General features: G+C 45.3%; 16 protein-coding genes. 9 read left to right on the forward strand and 7 right to left on the reverse strand.

Translation table 11 applies throughout. The annotated features are described in order from the left end of the window. Positions 1 to 345: 345 nt before the first annotated feature. Positions 346 to 1,605 carry an ATP-dependent RNA helicase SrmB gene (gene srmB / locus L5L97_RS03085; RefSeq protein WP_105250089.1) on the reverse strand — a complete coding sequence of 420 codons (1,260 nt, stop codon included), beginning with the start codon at positions 1,603 to 1,605 and terminating at the stop codon, positions 346 to 348. Between the two features lie 236 nt (positions 1,606 to 1,841). After that, positions 1,842 to 2,558: a tRNA1(Val) (adenine(37)-N6)-methyltransferase gene (locus L5L97_RS03090; RefSeq protein WP_263181974.1), complete on the reverse strand. Its 717-nt coding sequence runs from the start codon at positions 2,556 to 2,558 to the stop codon at positions 1,842 to 1,844. 528 nt (positions 2,559 to 3,086) lie between these two features. Between L5L97_RS03090 and brnQ the strand changes: the two genes are divergently transcribed. The 6 genes from brnQ (at position 3,087) to L5L97_RS03120 (ending at position 9,029) form a co-directional block, all read left to right on the forward strand. Then, positions 3,087 to 4,499, forward strand: a complete 1,413-nt coding sequence (gene brnQ / locus L5L97_RS03095) for a branched-chain amino acid transport system II carrier protein (protein ID WP_212599767.1) — start codon at positions 3,087 to 3,089, stop codon at positions 4,497 to 4,499. Between the two features lie 120 nt (positions 4,500 to 4,619). Further along, positions 4,620 to 5,522 carry a site-specific tyrosine recombinase XerD gene (gene xerD, locus L5L97_RS03100; RefSeq protein WP_212599768.1) on the forward strand — a complete coding sequence of 301 codons (903 nt, stop codon included), beginning with the start codon at positions 4,620 to 4,622 and terminating at the stop codon, positions 5,520 to 5,522. A 140-nt stretch (positions 5,523 to 5,662) separates the two neighbouring features. Further along, a complete protein-coding gene (dsbC, locus tag L5L97_RS03105; protein ID WP_105250085.1) occupies positions 5,663 to 6,388 on the forward strand; it encodes a bifunctional protein-disulfide isomerase/oxidoreductase DsbC in 726 nt (241 codons plus the stop codon). A gap of 94 nt (positions 6,389 to 6,482) precedes the next feature. Further along, on the forward strand, positions 6,483 to 8,207 hold the full coding sequence (gene recJ, locus L5L97_RS03110; protein ID WP_263163785.1) for a single-stranded-DNA-specific exonuclease RecJ: 1,725 nt from the start codon (positions 6,483 to 6,485) through the stop codon (positions 8,205 to 8,207). Positions 8,208 to 8,218: 11 nt separating this feature from the next. Continuing rightward, positions 8,219 to 8,554 (forward strand): hypothetical protein, encoded by a 336-nt coding sequence (locus tag L5L97_RS03115; protein WP_263181976.1) that lies wholly within the window; start codon positions 8,219 to 8,221, stop codon positions 8,552 to 8,554. A 34-nt stretch (positions 8,555 to 8,588) separates the two neighbouring features. Next, a complete protein-coding gene (locus tag L5L97_RS03120) occupies positions 8,589 to 9,029 on the forward strand; it encodes a GNAT family N-acetyltransferase (RefSeq protein ID WP_212599771.1) in 441 nt (146 codons plus the stop codon). Positions 9,030 to 9,101: 72 nt separating this feature from the next. On the opposite strand, the gene ahpF is transcribed toward L5L97_RS03120, so the two are convergent. The 4 genes from ahpF to L5L97_RS03140 form a co-directional block, all read right to left on the reverse strand. Next, complete coding sequence (gene ahpF, locus L5L97_RS03125; protein WP_113939822.1) at positions 9,102 to 10,673, reverse strand: alkyl hydroperoxide reductase subunit F; 1,572 nt, start codon at positions 10,671 to 10,673, stop codon at positions 9,102 to 9,104. Between the two features lie 163 nt (positions 10,674 to 10,836). Beyond that, positions 10,837 to 11,406 (reverse strand): alkyl hydroperoxide reductase subunit C, encoded by a 570-nt coding sequence (gene ahpC, locus L5L97_RS03130; RefSeq protein WP_263181978.1) that lies wholly within the window; start codon positions 11,404 to 11,406, stop codon positions 10,837 to 10,839. A 357-nt stretch (positions 11,407 to 11,763) separates the two neighbouring features. Next, positions 11,764 to 13,299 carry a leucyl aminopeptidase gene (locus L5L97_RS03135; RefSeq protein ID WP_263145213.1) on the reverse strand — a complete coding sequence of 512 codons (1,536 nt, stop codon included), beginning with the start codon at positions 13,297 to 13,299 and terminating at the stop codon, positions 11,764 to 11,766. Positions 13,300 to 13,388: 89 nt separating this feature from the next. Beyond that, positions 13,389 to 14,132: a spermidine synthase gene (locus L5L97_RS03140; protein WP_263181979.1), complete on the reverse strand. Its 744-nt coding sequence runs from the start codon at positions 14,130 to 14,132 to the stop codon at positions 13,389 to 13,391. A gap of 106 nt (positions 14,133 to 14,238) precedes the next feature. Here L5L97_RS03140 and L5L97_RS03145 point away from each other — a divergent pair, with 106 nt between their 5' ends. The 3 genes from L5L97_RS03145 to L5L97_RS03155 all read left to right on the forward strand — a co-directional run bounded on the left by L5L97_RS03145 (position 14,239) and on the right by L5L97_RS03155 (position 15,797). Beyond that, entirely contained in the window at positions 14,239 to 14,784 is a 546-nt protein-coding gene (locus L5L97_RS03145) for a mechanosensitive ion channel family protein (RefSeq protein ID WP_006080363.1), read from the forward strand. Positions 14,785 to 14,800: 16 nt separating this feature from the next. Beyond that, positions 14,801 to 15,244: a hypothetical protein gene (locus tag L5L97_RS03150; protein WP_263181980.1), complete on the forward strand. Its 444-nt coding sequence runs from the start codon at positions 14,801 to 14,803 to the stop codon at positions 15,242 to 15,244. Positions 15,245 to 15,638: 394 nt separating this feature from the next. Then, on the forward strand, positions 15,639 to 15,797 hold the full coding sequence (locus tag L5L97_RS03155) for a hypothetical protein (RefSeq protein WP_263181982.1): 159 nt from the start codon (positions 15,639 to 15,641) through the stop codon (positions 15,795 to 15,797). Between the two features lie 137 nt (positions 15,798 to 15,934). Here L5L97_RS03155 and L5L97_RS03160 read toward each other — a convergent pair whose 3' ends face one another. Next, positions 15,935 to 16,222 carry a hypothetical protein gene (locus L5L97_RS03160; RefSeq protein WP_263181983.1) on the reverse strand — a complete coding sequence of 96 codons (288 nt, stop codon included), beginning with the start codon at positions 16,220 to 16,222 and terminating at the stop codon, positions 15,935 to 15,937. Positions 16,223 to 16,243 lie beyond the last annotated feature (21 nt).

Raw genomic sequence — 16,243 nt, forward strand, 5'->3', positions numbered from 1 at the left:
GCTAATCGCGTAATGGGGTTAAAGTAGCAGAGTCGGCCACGCCAATAAATTTATTTTTGTAAATTAAATGTTTCTAAAAGTGATGCCGCGACAGATATGCGCATCATGCATCGATATTTGGGCGAAAATTAGAGCAGAAAGGTGATGAAAGGTTCAGTTAGGTGATTGGAATATATTGAAATAAGAATGAATACGCATTGGGGTTAACCGCTCTAAATCCGCCGCATTTCATTCTATATAATTAAACATAGCAGGATATTTTTAGTAAAATCACCCACGTAAGTTATATTTTGGTAATAAAAAAGCCGCATATAGCGGCTTTAGTTTGGTGAATTTAAGCGGGTGTTATTTTTTCTTACGGGCGATTTTACTCGCTTTCTTTGCCGCTTCTTTCTTGCTCGTTTTCTTCGCAGCTTCTTTCGCTTTCACTTTGGCTTTTTTCTTACCCGGTGTGCGCGCTTCTTTATTCTTTGGACGCAGCTCTTCGATCACGCGGCGTTTCAACGGTTGCTCGATATAACGTTCGATTTTACCGACGATACGCATGTCGTGGGCTTCGGCAAGCGAAATCGCGGTACCTTTTGCGCCAGCGCGGCCAGTACGGCCAATGCGGTGGATATAAGTGTCGGCAGAACGTGGCATATCGAAGTTGATCACATGGGTGATATCGTCGATATCGATACCGCGTGCAGCCACATCGGTCGCCAACAAGACATTGACTTCACCTTTAGTAAAGCGACTCAAGGCTTGGAAGCGTTTCTTCTGTTCCATATCGCCACGCATAAAGGCGCAGGGAATACCGACTTTAAGTAACTGGCCTTCTAGGCTAGAAACGATGTCGCGGGTTTTCACAAATACGATAGTCCGTTTGACATCCTCTTGGCGTAGCAGATGACACAACAGCGCAAATTTATGCTCTTTATCATCGGCTAAGTGGATCCATTGGTGGATCTTGGCTTTTTCACTGCGAGGGGCTTCAACATCGATTTCAATCGGGTCGTTTAACACTTCACGGGCAAAACGTTGTACACCGCCGCCTTCTAAGGTGGCAGAAAACAGCATGTTCTGTTTGCGGCCTTGGGCCTCAATAGCAATGGCTTGCACCACAGAAGAGAAGCCCATGTCTAACATGCGATCGGCTTCGTCGATAATTAAGATATCGACTTCTTGGGCGTTGAAATTGCCTTTGTCTAAATATTCCATCAGGCGGCCTGGGGTCGCGACCAGAATATCGACGTTGCCTGCTAAGGCCTCTTCCTGTGGTCCATAAGGAACGCCACCAGTAACGATAGCAATATCTAAACCTTGGCCCGTGGCTAGGTGACTCGCATAACGGTGGATTTGGCTAGCTAACTCACGGGTTGGCGTGAGGATTAGCACCCTTGCTTGTCCCGCAAAACGACGGGGGAAGTCGATCAAATGTTGTAGCGATGGCAGTAAAAAGCTCGCTGTTTTACCTGTTCCTGTCGGGGCGCGCGCAAGAATATCTCTTTGCTCTAAGGCGTAAGGAATCGTTTCTTGCTGAATCGTAGTGGGTGAATGATGCCCCATGGCATTAAGCGACTCTAATAAGCTAGGGTCAAGCTGGAAATCTTCAAATTGCATGCGCAGCGTCTCGACGGATAATAGCGAAGCATTATAAAGGTTATGGCGGTTAACTTAAATAACTTATCTAGATCTCCTGTGTTTATCTTCTGTGTCAGTAAAGTTTTATGGTAATTGGCATAAGTTAATTACTTTTAGGTCAATGTATTAGCATTTAATTTGTGAGAAATTGGACCTTTCGTTAAATTTGCCAAACTTAGCGAGCTTTACTTAATGTGTCAGGATTGGACTCGATATCAGTATTTAAGGTAAAAATCTCGAACCAATTGCACCATGGTTTGTGTGTATTGGCCTGAACTTTCACGAATAGTGATATCACTGAGCTTTGGAGCCATTTGTGGATGAGTCTTGTGGGCGAGTACGCAGAGTACTCGATTAGCGCTTTTCCCTACAATGCTGATAAGGTTGGTTATTTCAATCAAATTGAGCTGAGAGTGCGTTAATATTTCGTCGAAACGGGCCATACTCTGCATTGGTAATATGAGGCTTGCCTTTCCTTGCGGTGCTAGGCACACATGAATGGCATCGAGTAGTGCGGTAAAGCTTAAGCTATCTGTGTGGCGGGCCATAGCGCGCTGGGATTGTATCGCTTGCGTGCCTTGCTCAAAATAGGGGGGATTACAAATTATATGATCAAAATACCCTTGATACTCAGTTTGTTGGCAAAAATCTTGGATGCTGCTATTGACTAAGGTCAGTCGATTAGCCCAAGGACTATTGTGGAAGTTATGTTGGCAAGCGTGGGCGGCATTGGTGTCTAATTCGACACTGGTGATATGTGCTTGACTGCGCTGAGCGGCCATTAAACTGAGTAAGCCGCTGCCTGCGCCTATATCTAAGATTGATTTCGCGGTGGTCAGTTGTGCCCATGCCCCAAGGACGACGCTGTCTGTGCCTACGGCCATGCCGCAATTCATGTCATCGATATGAAATTGTTTAAAAGTGAATGCCATGGGGAGTTAATTTTGCCGTTCTAAAGTGATTTAGGCCCAATATTGGGCGCGCAATATTCTAATTCTAGCCCTCGTTTTTAGCTAATGTTTTTAAACAGTCGCATCTGTCCTAGCTGTATGAATTTGTGTCGCCAAATCATTTACTATTTTACGTGGTAATACTGATTTCACTTAATTAACGCTTTAATTTATTGCCTTAGAAACCTTTTATTAGCAGTTAATTAGCATTATTTAGCTTTTTTTGCCTGAACGGACTTGTTGTCTTGTATTGATGCTTTAAGTCTGGTATTAGTTTCGCCCCCATTTTTAATCACTTTTAAGATTAACGGATAGGTAAACGAGTTTGTTGGTGAATTAGTCGTCAGTTAGGCTACATAAACGTTCGCCATCGTTTATAAACTCGGCAGATATCGAACATATTTACCACGGAATTGTGTAAACATAGATTTGCACTCCGGATGGGCTTTGTTTTAGCTATGGCTAATCGACACATAATCACTTAAGTTTGTAAAAAAACAATAAGACAAGATGGGGCTTCCAGTGCAAGACAATCAGATGAGTATCGGAGATACATTAGGCTTAGGTTTTATGACCTTTGCGTTCTTTTTAGGTGCGGGAAACCTAATTTTTCCACCATTCGCGGGTATGTTAGCGGGCGAAAATATGCCCCTCGCCATGTTGGGTTTTTTGATTACCGCCGTAGGTTTACCTTTAGTTGGACTGATTGCTGTCGCTAAGGCTCAAGGTAAGGTTATGGCTATGCTGCCAGTATTTGCAGCAACGACATTGGCCGTCGCGATTTACATTATTATCGGCCCTGCTTTTGCTGCGCCGCGTACGGGATTAGTGGCTTACGAGATTGGCGCTAAGCCATTTATCGATGACACTACGGCAACGTTTTTGCTGGGCAGTTTGGAATTAAACCTGACGCAACTGCTATACACATTAGGTTTCTTCGCTGTCACTATGTTGCTGGCGCTTTTCCCTGGTAAGTTGCTCGATAGCGTAGGTAAAGTATTAACGCCTATTTTATTGATTTTGTTGGTCGGATTAGCCGTTTCAGTGCTGTTTTTACCTGCATCCGAAGTGGGCCAAGCAGTGGGGGATTACCAACAGCATCCGCTGACCAAAGGTATTTTGGAAGGCTATAACACTATGGATACGTTAGCATCCTTGATGTTTGGTATGTTGATTATTGATATCCTGCGTAAAAAGGGCATTGACCAACCCAGTGATCAAACTAAGTATCTAATCCGTGCAGCCTTTATTGCCGCCGCTGGTTTAACTTTTGTGTATGTGTCCTTGTTCTTTTTAGGTGCAACCGCTGGCGATATCGCTATCGGCACTAAAAATGGTGGCGAAATATTAACAAATTACGTGACCCGCGAGTTTGGTGAACTAGGCTCAGTCTTGTTGTCATCAGTCGTGACTTTAGCTTGTTTGACCACTGCGGTTGGGCTAGTGAGTGCGTGTTCTGAGTTCTTTAATGAGCTGATGCCTAAACTGTCTTACCGTTTCCTCGTGGTCTTTTTAAGCTTGATATGCGCTGTGATTGCGAACGTGGGCCTAAGTCAGTTGATTGCTATTAGTATTCCCGTATTAATGACGATTTATCCTGTGGCTATTGCTCTTGTGGTTGTGACTTTCCTGACCGCTTATTTTGCGAATCCACAGTTTGCACATCGTGCAGTACTGAGCGTGGCACTGTTTTTCGGCATCTTCGATGGTCTTAAAGTGGCAGCGAAAAGTTTGACTGACGCTGATGGTCAAGCCATTAATGGCTTAGCACAGGTTTTTATCCATATAGTGAATGTTATGTCTCCAGTGTTATCTAAGCTGCCACTCTATGAAGAAGGTATGGCTTGGTTATTGCCGACCATTGCGACGATTGCACTGTGTTTAGTATTCGGTCGTGGCCGTGGTCAAACGGCTGCAGCCTAGGCTTTGCATTCGAGTTCTCGTCTTTATGCTTAACTCAGTTAAGCTTATGCAGGCTTAGACATATTTAAATTAATATCAACGGCGTATCATTTGATTACGCCGTTTTTTTATGGAGTATTTGTGCCTAAAACCTATATGCCAGATCCACTTATCGATGCTTTTCTTGATGATCTTTGGTCAAGCAAGGGACTGAGTGATAACACGCTATCGGCCTATCGTACCGATCTACGCCATTTTGATCGTTATCAAGGTCAGCAAGGAGTGACGTTACTTGCGGTTTCTCAGGCCGATGTTAGGGCATATCTGGCCTTTAGAGTTGAGCAGAATTTTGCGCGTACCAGTAGCGCTCGACTGCTCAGCAGTTTACGGCGTTTTTATACTTATTTGGTGCAGATCAAGCAGATTTCAGCCGATCCTATGGCCTTAGTCGAGTCGCCTAAGTTAACGCGTCATTTGCCGGATTCTCTGAGTGAGTCGCAGGTTGACCGTTTACTGTCTGAGCCCAATGTGGATGATGCCGTCGAATGCCGTGACAAGGCAATGCTAGAGCTTTTGTATGCAACTGGCCTCAGGGTGAGTGAACTTGTCGGCTTGACCATGGAGCAAATGAGTTTGCGCCAAGGCTTAGTACGTATTGTGGGCAAGGGTGGCAAAGAGCGTCTTGTGCCGCTGGGGGAATTGGCTATTACCGAAGTGGAGGGCTACATGAAATTTGCTCGCCAAGAGTTGCTCGGTAATAAACAATCTGATGTGGTATTTCCGTCGAAACGCGGGCAGATGATGACGCGGCAAACTTTTTGGCATCGGATTAAACTTTATGCTCTGCGTGCGGGGATTGAAACTGCATTATCACCGCACACTTTACGACATGCTTTTGCCACTCATTTGCTCAATCACGGTGCCGATCTGCGGGTTGTCCAACTGTTATTAGGTCACAGCGACTTATCGACGACACAGATTTATACCCATGTCGCACGGGCAAGATTGCAGGAATTGCATCAACAGCATCATCCTAGAGGCTAAAAAAGGATTTAGTTACAGCATAAATTTGCTTTCCGCGCGGCTTGTCTGTAACTTTTTGCCCCTATACAGGGTCTATTGAATATCTCGAGTTAGAACGGCCCCAATATCTCGTTGTAGCGACACAATTTATAGGATGTCCCATGAAGTTGACCCCAGCATTATCCTTAGTTTTTGCCCTCCTAGTTGCACCACTTGCCAGCGCTGCTACTGCGACGTCTCCCGATACCGCTGCGATTAAGCAAAAACTCGGTGAGATGTTAGATGTTGAAGTCATTTCTATGCAGGACTCACCAATTGAGGGCTTGTATCAAGCCATGACCAACCGCGGCGTGCTCTATATTAGCCGTGATGGTTCAAAACTATTCCACGGTAGTGTGTATGATATCGATAAGGGCATGAAAAACTTAACCGAAGCCGCATTAGCGGGTCCGCGTTTAGAAATGATGAAGCCGCTTGAAGAGAATATGCTTGTCTATAAAGCGAAAAACGAAAAACACGTGGTCACTGTATTTACCGATGTTAGCTGTGGTTATTGCCGTAAATTGCATAGCCAAATGTCTGACTACAATAAACTTGGTATTACAGTGCGTTACTTAGCCTTCCCGCGCGCGGGTGTGCCATCAGCTAATGCCGATGAGATGCAAGCTATCTGGTGTGCTAAAGATCCATTAAAAGCCATGACTGATGCTAAAGCGGGCAGCAAAGTTGCCGCGGCAACATGTGATGCTAAAATTGCTGAACAATATGCGTTAGGCACAACCTTTGGTGTCAATGGTACGCCTGCAATCGTATTAGAAGATGGCAATATGATCCCTGGTTATCAACCGCCTGAAGACTTATTACGCACCTTAGAGGCACGTCAGTAACAGCCTAAAATGTAAAATTTATCCCACGAAAGGTGAGCTTAAGGCTCACCTTTTTGTTATCTTATTGCCACGATTTCATGAGAGTTTGAGTCCCTTGATCCATAAGATAGTCCGTCGCCCAACCGTTGATGATAGCCATTTACCCGCTCATCTTTCGCCGCTATTGAAGCAGCTTTACGCTCGCCGTGGTGCGCTCACCCACGAATGCGAGCTTGTCCTTAAGGGTCTATTAAGACCTGAAACCATGAAAGGGTTGCCCGAAGCCGCGGTGCTTATCGCCGATGCAATGCAGGCTAATAAGTCGATTTTGATCGTGGGTGACTTTGACGCAGACGGCGCCACATCGACCAGTGTGTGTATGTTGGCGCTGCGGATGATGGGCGCGGTGAAAGTGGATTATTTGATCCCCAATCGCTTCGATTACGGCTACGGCTTAAGCCCTGAAATTGTTGCAGTTGCGGCCTCCAAACAGGCTGAGCTACTCATCACAGTTGATAATGGCATTTCATCAATTGACGGTGTTGCGGCGGCCAAAGCCTTTGGTATGCAAGTGGTGATTACCGACCATCATTTACCCGGACATGAGTTACCCGCTGCCGATGCGATAGTGAACCCTAACCAACCGGGCTGTCCATTTGCCAGCAAATCGATAGCGGGTGTCGGCGTGGCCTTTTATTTGATGACGGCATTAAGGGCTGAATTACGGACGCGAAACTGGTATCAAACCCATGGTATTGCTGAGCCTAATTTAGGCACATTACTCGACATCGTTGCCCTCGGCACCGTTGCCGATGTGGTATCACTCGATGCCAATAATCGTATTTTGGTTGAAGCAGGTTTACAGCGCGTGCGAGCCGGGCGTTGCCGTGTGGGGATTACTGCGTTGCTTGAAGTGGCGAAGCGAAATCCGGCGCGCATTGTCGCATCTGACTTTGGTTTTGCTGTGGGCCCAAGGCTTAATGCCGCAGGCCGGTTGGATGAAATGGCACTTGGGGTCGAAACCTTACTCTGCGAAGACATGATGTATGCGCGGCGCATGGCGGCAGAGCTTGACGGATTGAATCAAGAACGCCGTGAGCTGGAAGTCGGCATGCAGCAGGAAGCCTTAAAAAGCCTAGAGCACTTAAAGCTTAACGAAGCCGAGTTACCTTGGGGGATTGCTTTATTTCAAGAGGATTGGCATCAAGGCGTGATCGGGATTTTGGCCTCGCGCATTAAAGACAAATACCATAGACCCGTGATTGCCTTTGCCGATGCGGGCAATGGTGAAATTAAAGGCTCGGCGCGTTCGATCAAAGGCTTGCATATGCGCGACTTATTGGAGTTAGTGAACACTCGCCATCCGGGACTGATTATCAAATTTGGTGGTCATGCAATGGCGGCGGGTTTATCGCTCAAAGCGGGCAGTTTTGCGACATTTGCCAAAGCCTATGATGATGCGGTGCGTGAGCAGCTTAAACCTGAGTTGTTAACGGGCGAGCTTTGGTCCGATGGCGAACTCACTCCCGCAGAGTTGAATCTTGAAATGGCTCAGTTACTGCGTAATGCGGGACCTTGGGGACAAGCTTTCGAAGAGCCGTTATTCGATGGCTACTTTACGATAGTGCAACAACGTCTTGTCGGTGAGCGCCACCTTAAGCTCGTACTCGAAACCCAATGCGGCACTGTGATGCTCGATGCCATTGCCTTTAATGTGGATTTGCACACTTGGCCAGATGCGACGATTAATCATGCTCGTGTTGTGTATAAACTCGATGTGAATGAGTATCGCGGCAATTTTTCGCTGCAACTTATGGTTGAGCAAATCGAAGCTATGTAAGATGACAAGGAGTGAAGTTGGAATCATTATCCGATAAAAAAATCCGCCAGTTACTTAAGCGTTTTGCTTGGATATATGTTGTCTGCTTAAGCATACCGTTTATCTCAACCTTACTCACCACTAAGGCTCAGGGGCAAATGCTGCTTATGGGGATTTGGCCCGCAGCCTCCTTGTTTTACTTTCTCGCTTACCGTTATTTAGCTAAATCCTTTAAGTATGAAATCAATCGCCACTTAGCCTTTAGTTATCATGGCGGTGGTACTTTAGCGGGGGCTTTGTATTCGTTAGCTAAAGTGGTGTTATTAGCGATGGCATTTATGATATTTATGAGTGCCAATAACACCTGAACTGACGTTAACGAAAAATTTCGGAGAAAGGAAAATGCAGCAGGAAACAGGATACAGAGTCAGTACAGATCAAGCTGAAATGAATCTTGAGGTTATCCATGGCTTTATTAGTAATAGTTATTGGGCGCAGGGCATGCCAAAGGCGCTGCTACAAAAAGCGCTAGCCAATAGCCTGTGTTTTGGGGTATTTGATAAGGACAATCAACAAGTGGCTTTTGGCCGCTTAATCACAGATAAAGCCACTTTTGCCTATCTTGCCGATGTGTTTGTACTTGAGTCGCACCGCGGCTTAGGTTTAAGCAAGTTGATGATAACAGCAATTCTTGAACATCCTGAATTACAAGGTTTAAGACGGATAATGTTAGCCACCCGTGATGCCCATGGACTCTACGCCCAGTTTGGATTTAAAGCGGTCGATACCCCTGAAATGCTAATGCAAATTAGGCCTGCTAAGCCTTATCAATGGCTTAGTTAACATCAAAAAAATAGCCAGCAAATGCTGGCTATTTTTTTGCGTTAGCTTTGATGTCTGTTGACGAGTTAAGCCTTAAGCGGCTTTGGTCGCGGCGGTTTCTTCATCGCTGTGGCGAATTAAGTAATCAAATGCGCCCAGTGATGCGGTCGCGCCGCTGCCCATGGCAATGATAATTTGCTTGAAAGGTGAGTTAGTGACATCACCTGCGGCAAAAATACCTGGGACTGAGGTTTGTCCGCGCTCATCGACTATGATCTCGCCCCTTGGGGTTAAATCGATAGTGCCCTTTAACCATTCCGCATTCGGTACTAGCCCAATCTGCACGAAGATACCTGCAAGTGCGACATGGTGACTCTCGCCAGTGGCTCTGTCTGTGTAGTTCAGGCCATTAACCCGAGTACCATCGCCAGTCACTTCAGTGGTCATGGCTTGGGTAATGATTTTAATGTTACCCATAGAAGCCGCTTTACGTTGCAGTACATCGTCAGCGCGCAGGGTTTTATCAAATTCCAGCACAGTCACATGTTCTACTATGTTGGCAAGATCGATAGCCGCTTCGATACCTGAGTTACCGCCGCCGATCACCGCCACACGCTTGCCCTTAAATAACGGGCCATCACAATGTGGGCAGTATGCGACGCCTTTGCCGCGGTATTCTTTCTCGCCCGGGACGTTCATCTCACGCCAGCGGGCACCTGTGGCTAACAATACGGTACGGCTACGTAATTTAGCGCCGCTTGCCAGTTCAAGCTCGAACAAGCCATCTGTTGATAACGACACTGCCTTTTGGTTGTCCATGATGTCGACTTCGTAGTCTCGTACATGGGCTTCAAGGTTTGCCACTAGTTTTGGACCTTCGGTCGCTTTGACCGAAATAAAGTTCTCGATACCGACGGTTTCAGCCACTTGTCCGCCAAACTTGTCGGCAACAATACCGGTGCGAAGTCCTTTACGTGCTGCATAAATGGCTGCTGCTGCGCCGGCTGGGCCGCCGCCAACGACTAAGACTTCGAATGGCGCTTTTTCATTAATTTCATCGGCCTTACGGCTTGCGGCATTGGTATCCAGTTTATTGAGGATCTCGCCAATGCTGATACGGCCGGCTGCAAACACTTCGCCATTTAAGTAGACAGAAGGCACAGCCATAATGTTTTTGCTGGTCACTTCTTCTTGGAACAGGGCACCGTCGATCATCACGTTGGTGATATTCGGGTTAATGGCCGCCATCATGTTCAGTGCCTGTACTACGTCTGGGCAGTTTTGGCAGGTCAGTGAGACGTAAGTTTCAAAGGCATATTTGCCTGGCAGATTGCGGATCTGCTCAATAATATCATCGCTGAGTTTGATTGGGTGTCCACCCGTGTGCAGTAATGCCAGCACGAGTGAGGTAAATTCGTGACCCATAGGCAGACCAGCAAAGCTGATTTGCGTATTAAGCTCTGGGTTAATCACTGTCATCGCCGGGATGCGTTCGCCCTGAACTTCTTTCAGGCTCACCAGAGAAGATAGGCTGACAATGTCTTGCGCTAAGCTTTTTAATTCTTGAGACTTTCTACTCTCATCTGCAGACACGACAAGTTCAACTGGTCTCTTGAGGTTTTGCAGATAGGTTTGCAGTTGATTTTTTAAATTCGCATCTAACATGTGATGACTCCAAAATCGCTTAAAAGGGAGAAATAAGGGGGCCAGTCTAGGCCCTTGCAGGGGCGGGCTTAATCCTTTGCTGCGTGGCGCTACAACTGTGTTGGCTGTAACGCCAATCAGCTTGGGACGCTAGACTGGCGGGGTTGACGCTTTGCAGGCTAAATTAGATTTTGCCAACGAGGTCTAAAGACGGTGCTAATGTTTCGTCACCTGGTTGCCATTTAGCTGGGCAAACTTCGCCATCGTGAGTAGCAACATATTGAGCTGCTTGAATTTTACGAACTAGCTCTTGAGCGCTACGGCCGATGCCTAAATCGTGAACTTCGCTGACCTTGATTTGGCCTTCTGGGTTAATCACGAAAGTACCACGTAGTGCTAAACCGTCTTCTTCAATCATCACGCCGAAGTTACGGCTGATAGTGCCTGTTGGGTCAGCCAGCATTGGGAAGTTGATCTTCTTGATGGTGTCTGACGTGTCATGCCATGCTTTGTGAGTGAAGTGAGTGTCTGTTGATACTGAGTAAACTTCAACACCCATTTCTTGCAGTTTTTCGTAGTGATCAGCCATGTCGCCTAATTCAGTTGGGCAAACAAAGGTAAAATCTGCTGGGTAGAAGAAGACAACAGACCATTTACCTAACAGGTCTTGTTCAGTTACTGGAACGAACTCACCATTGTGGAATGCAGTGGCTTTGAATGGTTTGATTGTGCTGTTGATAATTGATTGAGTCATTTTATGCTTCCATTTAGTTGATGATGGCTTAAGTTCATAACGAGGACATTTGCTTGCGTCCTGTCGATGTGAAGCATATTACCGACTCGATTAAAATTAAGATAACGGATAAAAACTATTATCCTAATCGGTTTAGTCGAATGGTGATGCGATTAGGTCGGACTCAATCGGTTTTTCTACGACTGCTGCGGGTTTGGCGTGATTGGGTGTAGTCTGGGTTTAGTCGGCTGGTCTTTGGTGATTGAGATAAGATAAATTTCGAGCATAAAAAAGGGATATCAATGATATCCCTTAAAGTGTAAATACAATTAAAACAAGATACTGAGGTTCTAGGTTCTAGGTTCTAGGTTCTAGGTTCTAGTTCTGTGCTTTGGGTTGAGTTAACCAAGTGCTGAGTAAGCGCACGCCGTAACCTGTTGCACCCGCAGGAACAACAGCGGTATCAGTGGCGGTTAAGGCATTGCCCGCGATATCCAAATGTGCCCAAGGCTGTTCGCCCGCAAAGCGTTTTAAGAACATGGCCGCAGAGGAAGCACCCGCGCTGCCTTCTTTACCTGTGTTTGTGAGATCCGCGATAGTGGATTTAAGCTCATCCGCATAGGCTTGATCTAACGGTAAGCGCCAGACCTTTTCGCCAACCTGTTGACCTGCATAAGTTAGCTGCTGCACTAAAGGCTCAGAATCGGTAAACAAGCCTGCGTAAACATTGCCTAACGCACTCACTTTTGAGCCAGTCAGTGTCGCAACATCAATAATCACCGATGGCTTATAATTTTCTCTGGCATACCAGAGGCCATCGGCCAGCACTAGGCGACCTTCGGCGTCGGTGTTGAGCACTTCAACGGTGAGACCTTGGGCGGTTTTAATCACATCACCTGGGATCATTGCATGACCCGATACCATGTTCTCCGCCATTGGCATAATTGCTACTACGTTGACTGGCGCTTTTTGAATCGCCATGGCTTTAATAGTGCCAAGCACAGTGGCTGCACCCGCCATATCTGACTTCATCCGCGCGATTGAAGTACCTGTCGCCTTAATATTGTAACCACCCGAGTCGAAGGTGATGCCTTTACCGACCAGTGCGATTGGCGCGTCTTTGCTACCAGGCCAATGGGCGACCACTAACTTAGGTGGGCGCTCGCTGCCTTTACCTACAGCAGCTAAGGCGCCCAGTTGTAGACGTTCGATATCTTTGGCTTCTAATACCGTGACTTTAACGCCGAGGGATTTAAGTTTTCTGGCTTCGTTAGCAAAGCTGTCGGGATACATAATGTCTGCAGGTGCGTTTGTCAGATCGCGCGCTAAAAACACACCCGCTTCAACCGCTTGCAGATTTTTATGGTGTTTTTGGTTGCGACTTAAATCATCGACAGCGATTTGGTAATTCTTCTCGGCACGGGGGCTCGCTTTGAACTGAGTATAACGATAACTGCGTAGTTCAATTCCGTGGGCAAGCTCAGAGGCAAATAGCGGCGCGGCAGTTAAGCCTTGGGTGAGTACACGCACTGTGGCTTGGGGAACCGTATCGAGTTTAGCCGCAACATTGCCACCGATGGTATTAATGTCGCCGGGCGTTAAGTTTTTTGCATCGCCAATGCCGACCAGTAAGACCCGTTTAGCATCAATTTCGCTGGGTACCAAAATCTCGAGGATTTCCCCCCGTTTGCCGGAAAAAATATTATCCGCCGTTGCTAGGTTTAATTGATCTTGGGTCGACTGAGGTAAAAAGTCGATCCCATAGGTAGTAGAATCAGCACTTTGGAATAGCACTAATGTATCTGAATTCAGTGAGCTACGAGTGTCAAAACTAAAACTTTCGGCGTTAGCATTGAGAGAGTTAAGGCACGCCAGCGCCATAACGCTTAACATCAATTTATTATTATTTTTCATGGTGACAGCTCATATCATGGAAGTGTGAGAAGAATATCAAAGCTCAGCCTTAGGGTTAACTAATTTACGCTATTTTGCTGATATTAGTATTAAATCCAAGGCCCAAAGCGTGTCAATGATCGATCAAGGGCAAAACCCAATTGTTGCGATAAAGATTGAGCACTACTTTTAAGTGCCGAGGTGCCTAAAAGCTGTGGCGATTGGCTCGCAAAAATCACCCAATTCCCGCCGCCTGTGAGACAAGCGTTCACATGGGCAAAGTGTTGTTGTAAGTCGGCTAACAACTCGCGATTTTGGCTATGTTCTTTCCAGCAGTTCAGCACTAAATACCCATTGGGTTTGATGAGGTTAGTGCACTGCTCAAGGAATATTGGCGAAAGCTGCCCTGTTTCAACGCCTTTGGCTGTATAAATATCGGCAAAAATTACATCCACTTTTTTATGATCGTCAGCAGCTAAAAAAGCAATAGCATCATCATTGATAAGATTGAGCTTTTTACCTATCGGCAGCTGAAAATAGCGCTTAGCTAACTCAATCACCGCGGGGCGTAATTCCACCGCTGTTAACTTTATTGCCGCGTCGAAATTGCGCAGTGAGTGAATAATCGAGCCGCCGCCTAAACCTAAAACAATAGCGCTCTTGGGCTTACAAAACAGTAAAACCAACAGCATGGCTTGCACATAAGTGTGCTGGGGAATATGGGGCGCCGCCTTGAGGATCTTACTCTGCTCATCGTTATCCCCAAAGGACAGGATCCGTGAGTCGTCGTAATCGATTACACGAATCGGGCCTAGTGCGTCTTGGGTTTCATGTAAGAGGGTCGAATCGGCCATATTGGATTAATTACTCGGTTTAGCTGTTTGGCTTGTTTGCACGGGCTATAACTGCTCGCGCAAAAAAGTTAGAATTCAGACAGTTTTAGTTAATTGAGCCGCTATTATGACAAATCAAATCCTGCTTGCCTGTATTTATCTTGCAGTGTTTCTCTTTTTACAGCGCGCCTTAACCCATTGGGTTAGAAAACTCGCGCAAATGAAGCAAGTGAGTGTTGCACGGACCAGTTTAGTGACCCGTTTTATTTCCTATGTGATGTTTTTTATTACTCTGTCCTTGATGGCGGTCTCGCTCGGACTGGGCTATCAGGATGTGTCGCTATTTGTGTCATCTGCCTTTGCGGTGATGGGCGTTGCATTGGTTGCTCAATGGTCGATATTGAGTAATTTAACTGCTGGCGTGCTGATCTTTTTCGTGTTTCCCTACCGTATCGGCGAGCGCATTCGGGTGGTTGATAAGGATGAAGATATTAGCGGCGTGATCATCGAAATCGCGTTATTCCATGTGCTGATCCATCGCGATAACGGCGATACCATCACTTATCCTAATAACCTCATGCTGCAAAAGGCAGTGTTAAAGCTGGCCGATCAAACCCCCTTAGCCGAACGTCAGGCGTTACTCGAAGGCAAAAAGAAGTTTGATCCTGAGTAACAAAGGATATAGATACATGGTCATTGAAGAAGATGTTGGCAAATTGATTGATACTGAACTTTATAGTTCATTACTCGTCTATGCAAAAAAGAATAGCAAAGTAAATGTGAATGAATGTGATCTACCTAAAGTGTTATTAGCCTATGATGCACAAAAAATAAACGCCGCTGAGTTTTCTATTTTAGAGATGGAGAAGATAGTGTCATCGAACATGACACTATTTACTCGTTTCTTCGATAAAAAGATTGATACTTTTATTGATGCACCAGATGAGCAAGAGAGCAATGATGATGTTATCGCAACACTGCCTTTTTATAAAAATTTCTTGGTGATATATATTATTGAGTTCTGCCTCTTAATTGAAAAGCAAGATGAACTAGAACGTTACCTTAAAAAAATAAGAGTACCAGGCAGCAAGAAATATTCACGAGAATTAAAGGAGATAATGACTGCTTTGTAATAGAGAACAGTCAGAGTAATACGCGTATATAATTTTGAATAAACTTGATAGTTCTGGTCATGGTTGGCAATCTTAGTTATATGGAGTTCGTATGTTTGCAAAGTCAATAAGCATTTTTCCTTTTGGTGATATTTCAGGAAAAGGTTAATCAAAAATCTGGGAAAGGAAATTAGATATACCTTATTTAGGGGATGGCTTTCTCATACGTATTTGGGGGACAAAAGAGGGACCAACAGTATCCCAATGTGAGGCATTCGATAAACTCATCAATAATGCCGATCAGATTAGAAAAGATGCAACTGCTAGGATTATTCATTTCCTTACCTCTTCTGACATTGTTCCTGCAGATATTGAGCTCTCCTCATCCAATGTTTGGACATTTTTGTTGCCATGCTTGATCGAAGTTAATGCAAATAATGAATACAGCCTTGGTGTTGGTAAGCTAGGTTCAAATGCCATTTCCATTGGATATGATATTTCTTGGGGTGAAGGTTTTCCCCTTTTGCAGATAGGTGTTTTAGATGGCTTTATCGATGAAATATATTCTGAATAGTGATTATCTGCTTTTTACTAGCAGTTTAATATATGAAAGGATGAATCACTAAAACCATAATATTAGTTAAGGTTTTAGTGATTCATTTGATTTTAAAAAGTTAGATCGTTAGGTGTATTTTTGATAATTACTGAACGCTATTTTAACGAGGCGATAAAGGCTTCAGACTTTTGGCGGTAGGATTCTTCAAATGCTATGATAGCAGCTATGATACCAGAGCCAAAAAGCACTTGTAGAGAGGGGATAAGAGTAGCTATGCCCACTGTCGACCAAAAGTTAAGGCTAAATCCACGTGTCATCCAAAACTGACTCGCTAGGCCAATTAATGAAAGCACGACGGCTAATAACGAAACAACGGTTGTTACTCGGGTAATCATTAATAGTAATGCTAGGTTTTTTGAGGATAAATTTTTATAGGGTTTCATTTTTTTACTCTTTCCTTAAGT

The organism is Shewanella sp. SM71, from assembly GCF_025653905.1.
GTDB lineage: Bacteria > Pseudomonadota > Gammaproteobacteria > Enterobacterales > Shewanellaceae > Shewanella > Shewanella oncorhynchi.

Coding starts and splice junctions, on each gene's coding strand:
- ahpC (WP_263181978.1), bottom strand. CDS start 11,406: ATGACTCAATCAATTATCAACAGCACAATCAAACCATTCAAAGCCACT.
- L5L97_RS03090 (WP_263181974.1), bottom strand. CDS start 2,558: ATGGCATTCACTTTTAAACAATTTCATATCGATGACATGAATTGCGGC.
- ahpF (WP_113939822.1), bottom strand. CDS start 10,673: ATGTTAGATGCGAATTTAAAAAATCAACTGCAAACCTATCTGCAAAAC.
- srmB (WP_105250089.1), bottom strand. CDS start 1,605: ATGCAATTTGAAGATTTCCAGCTTGACCCTAGCTTATTAGAGTCGCTT.
- L5L97_RS03160 (WP_263181983.1), bottom strand. CDS start 16,222: ATGAAACCCTATAAAAATTTATCCTCAAAAAACCTAGCATTACTATTA.
- L5L97_RS03135 (WP_263145213.1), bottom strand. CDS start 13,299: ATGAAAAATAATAATAAATTGATGTTAAGCGTTATGGCGCTGGCGTGC.
- dsbC (WP_105250085.1), top strand. CDS start 5,663: ATGAAGTTGACCCCAGCATTATCCTTAGTTTTTGCCCTCCTAGTTGCA.
- brnQ (WP_212599767.1), top strand. CDS start 3,087: ATGGGGCTTCCAGTGCAAGACAATCAGATGAGTATCGGAGATACATTA.
- L5L97_RS03140 (WP_263181979.1), bottom strand. CDS start 14,132: ATGGCCGATTCGACCCTCTTACATGAAACCCAAGACGCACTAGGCCCG.
- L5L97_RS03150 (WP_263181980.1), top strand. CDS start 14,801: ATGGTCATTGAAGAAGATGTTGGCAAATTGATTGATACTGAACTTTAT.
- L5L97_RS03145 (WP_006080363.1), top strand. CDS start 14,239: ATGACAAATCAAATCCTGCTTGCCTGTATTTATCTTGCAGTGTTTCTC.
- L5L97_RS03120 (WP_212599771.1), top strand. CDS start 8,589: ATGCAGCAGGAAACAGGATACAGAGTCAGTACAGATCAAGCTGAAATG.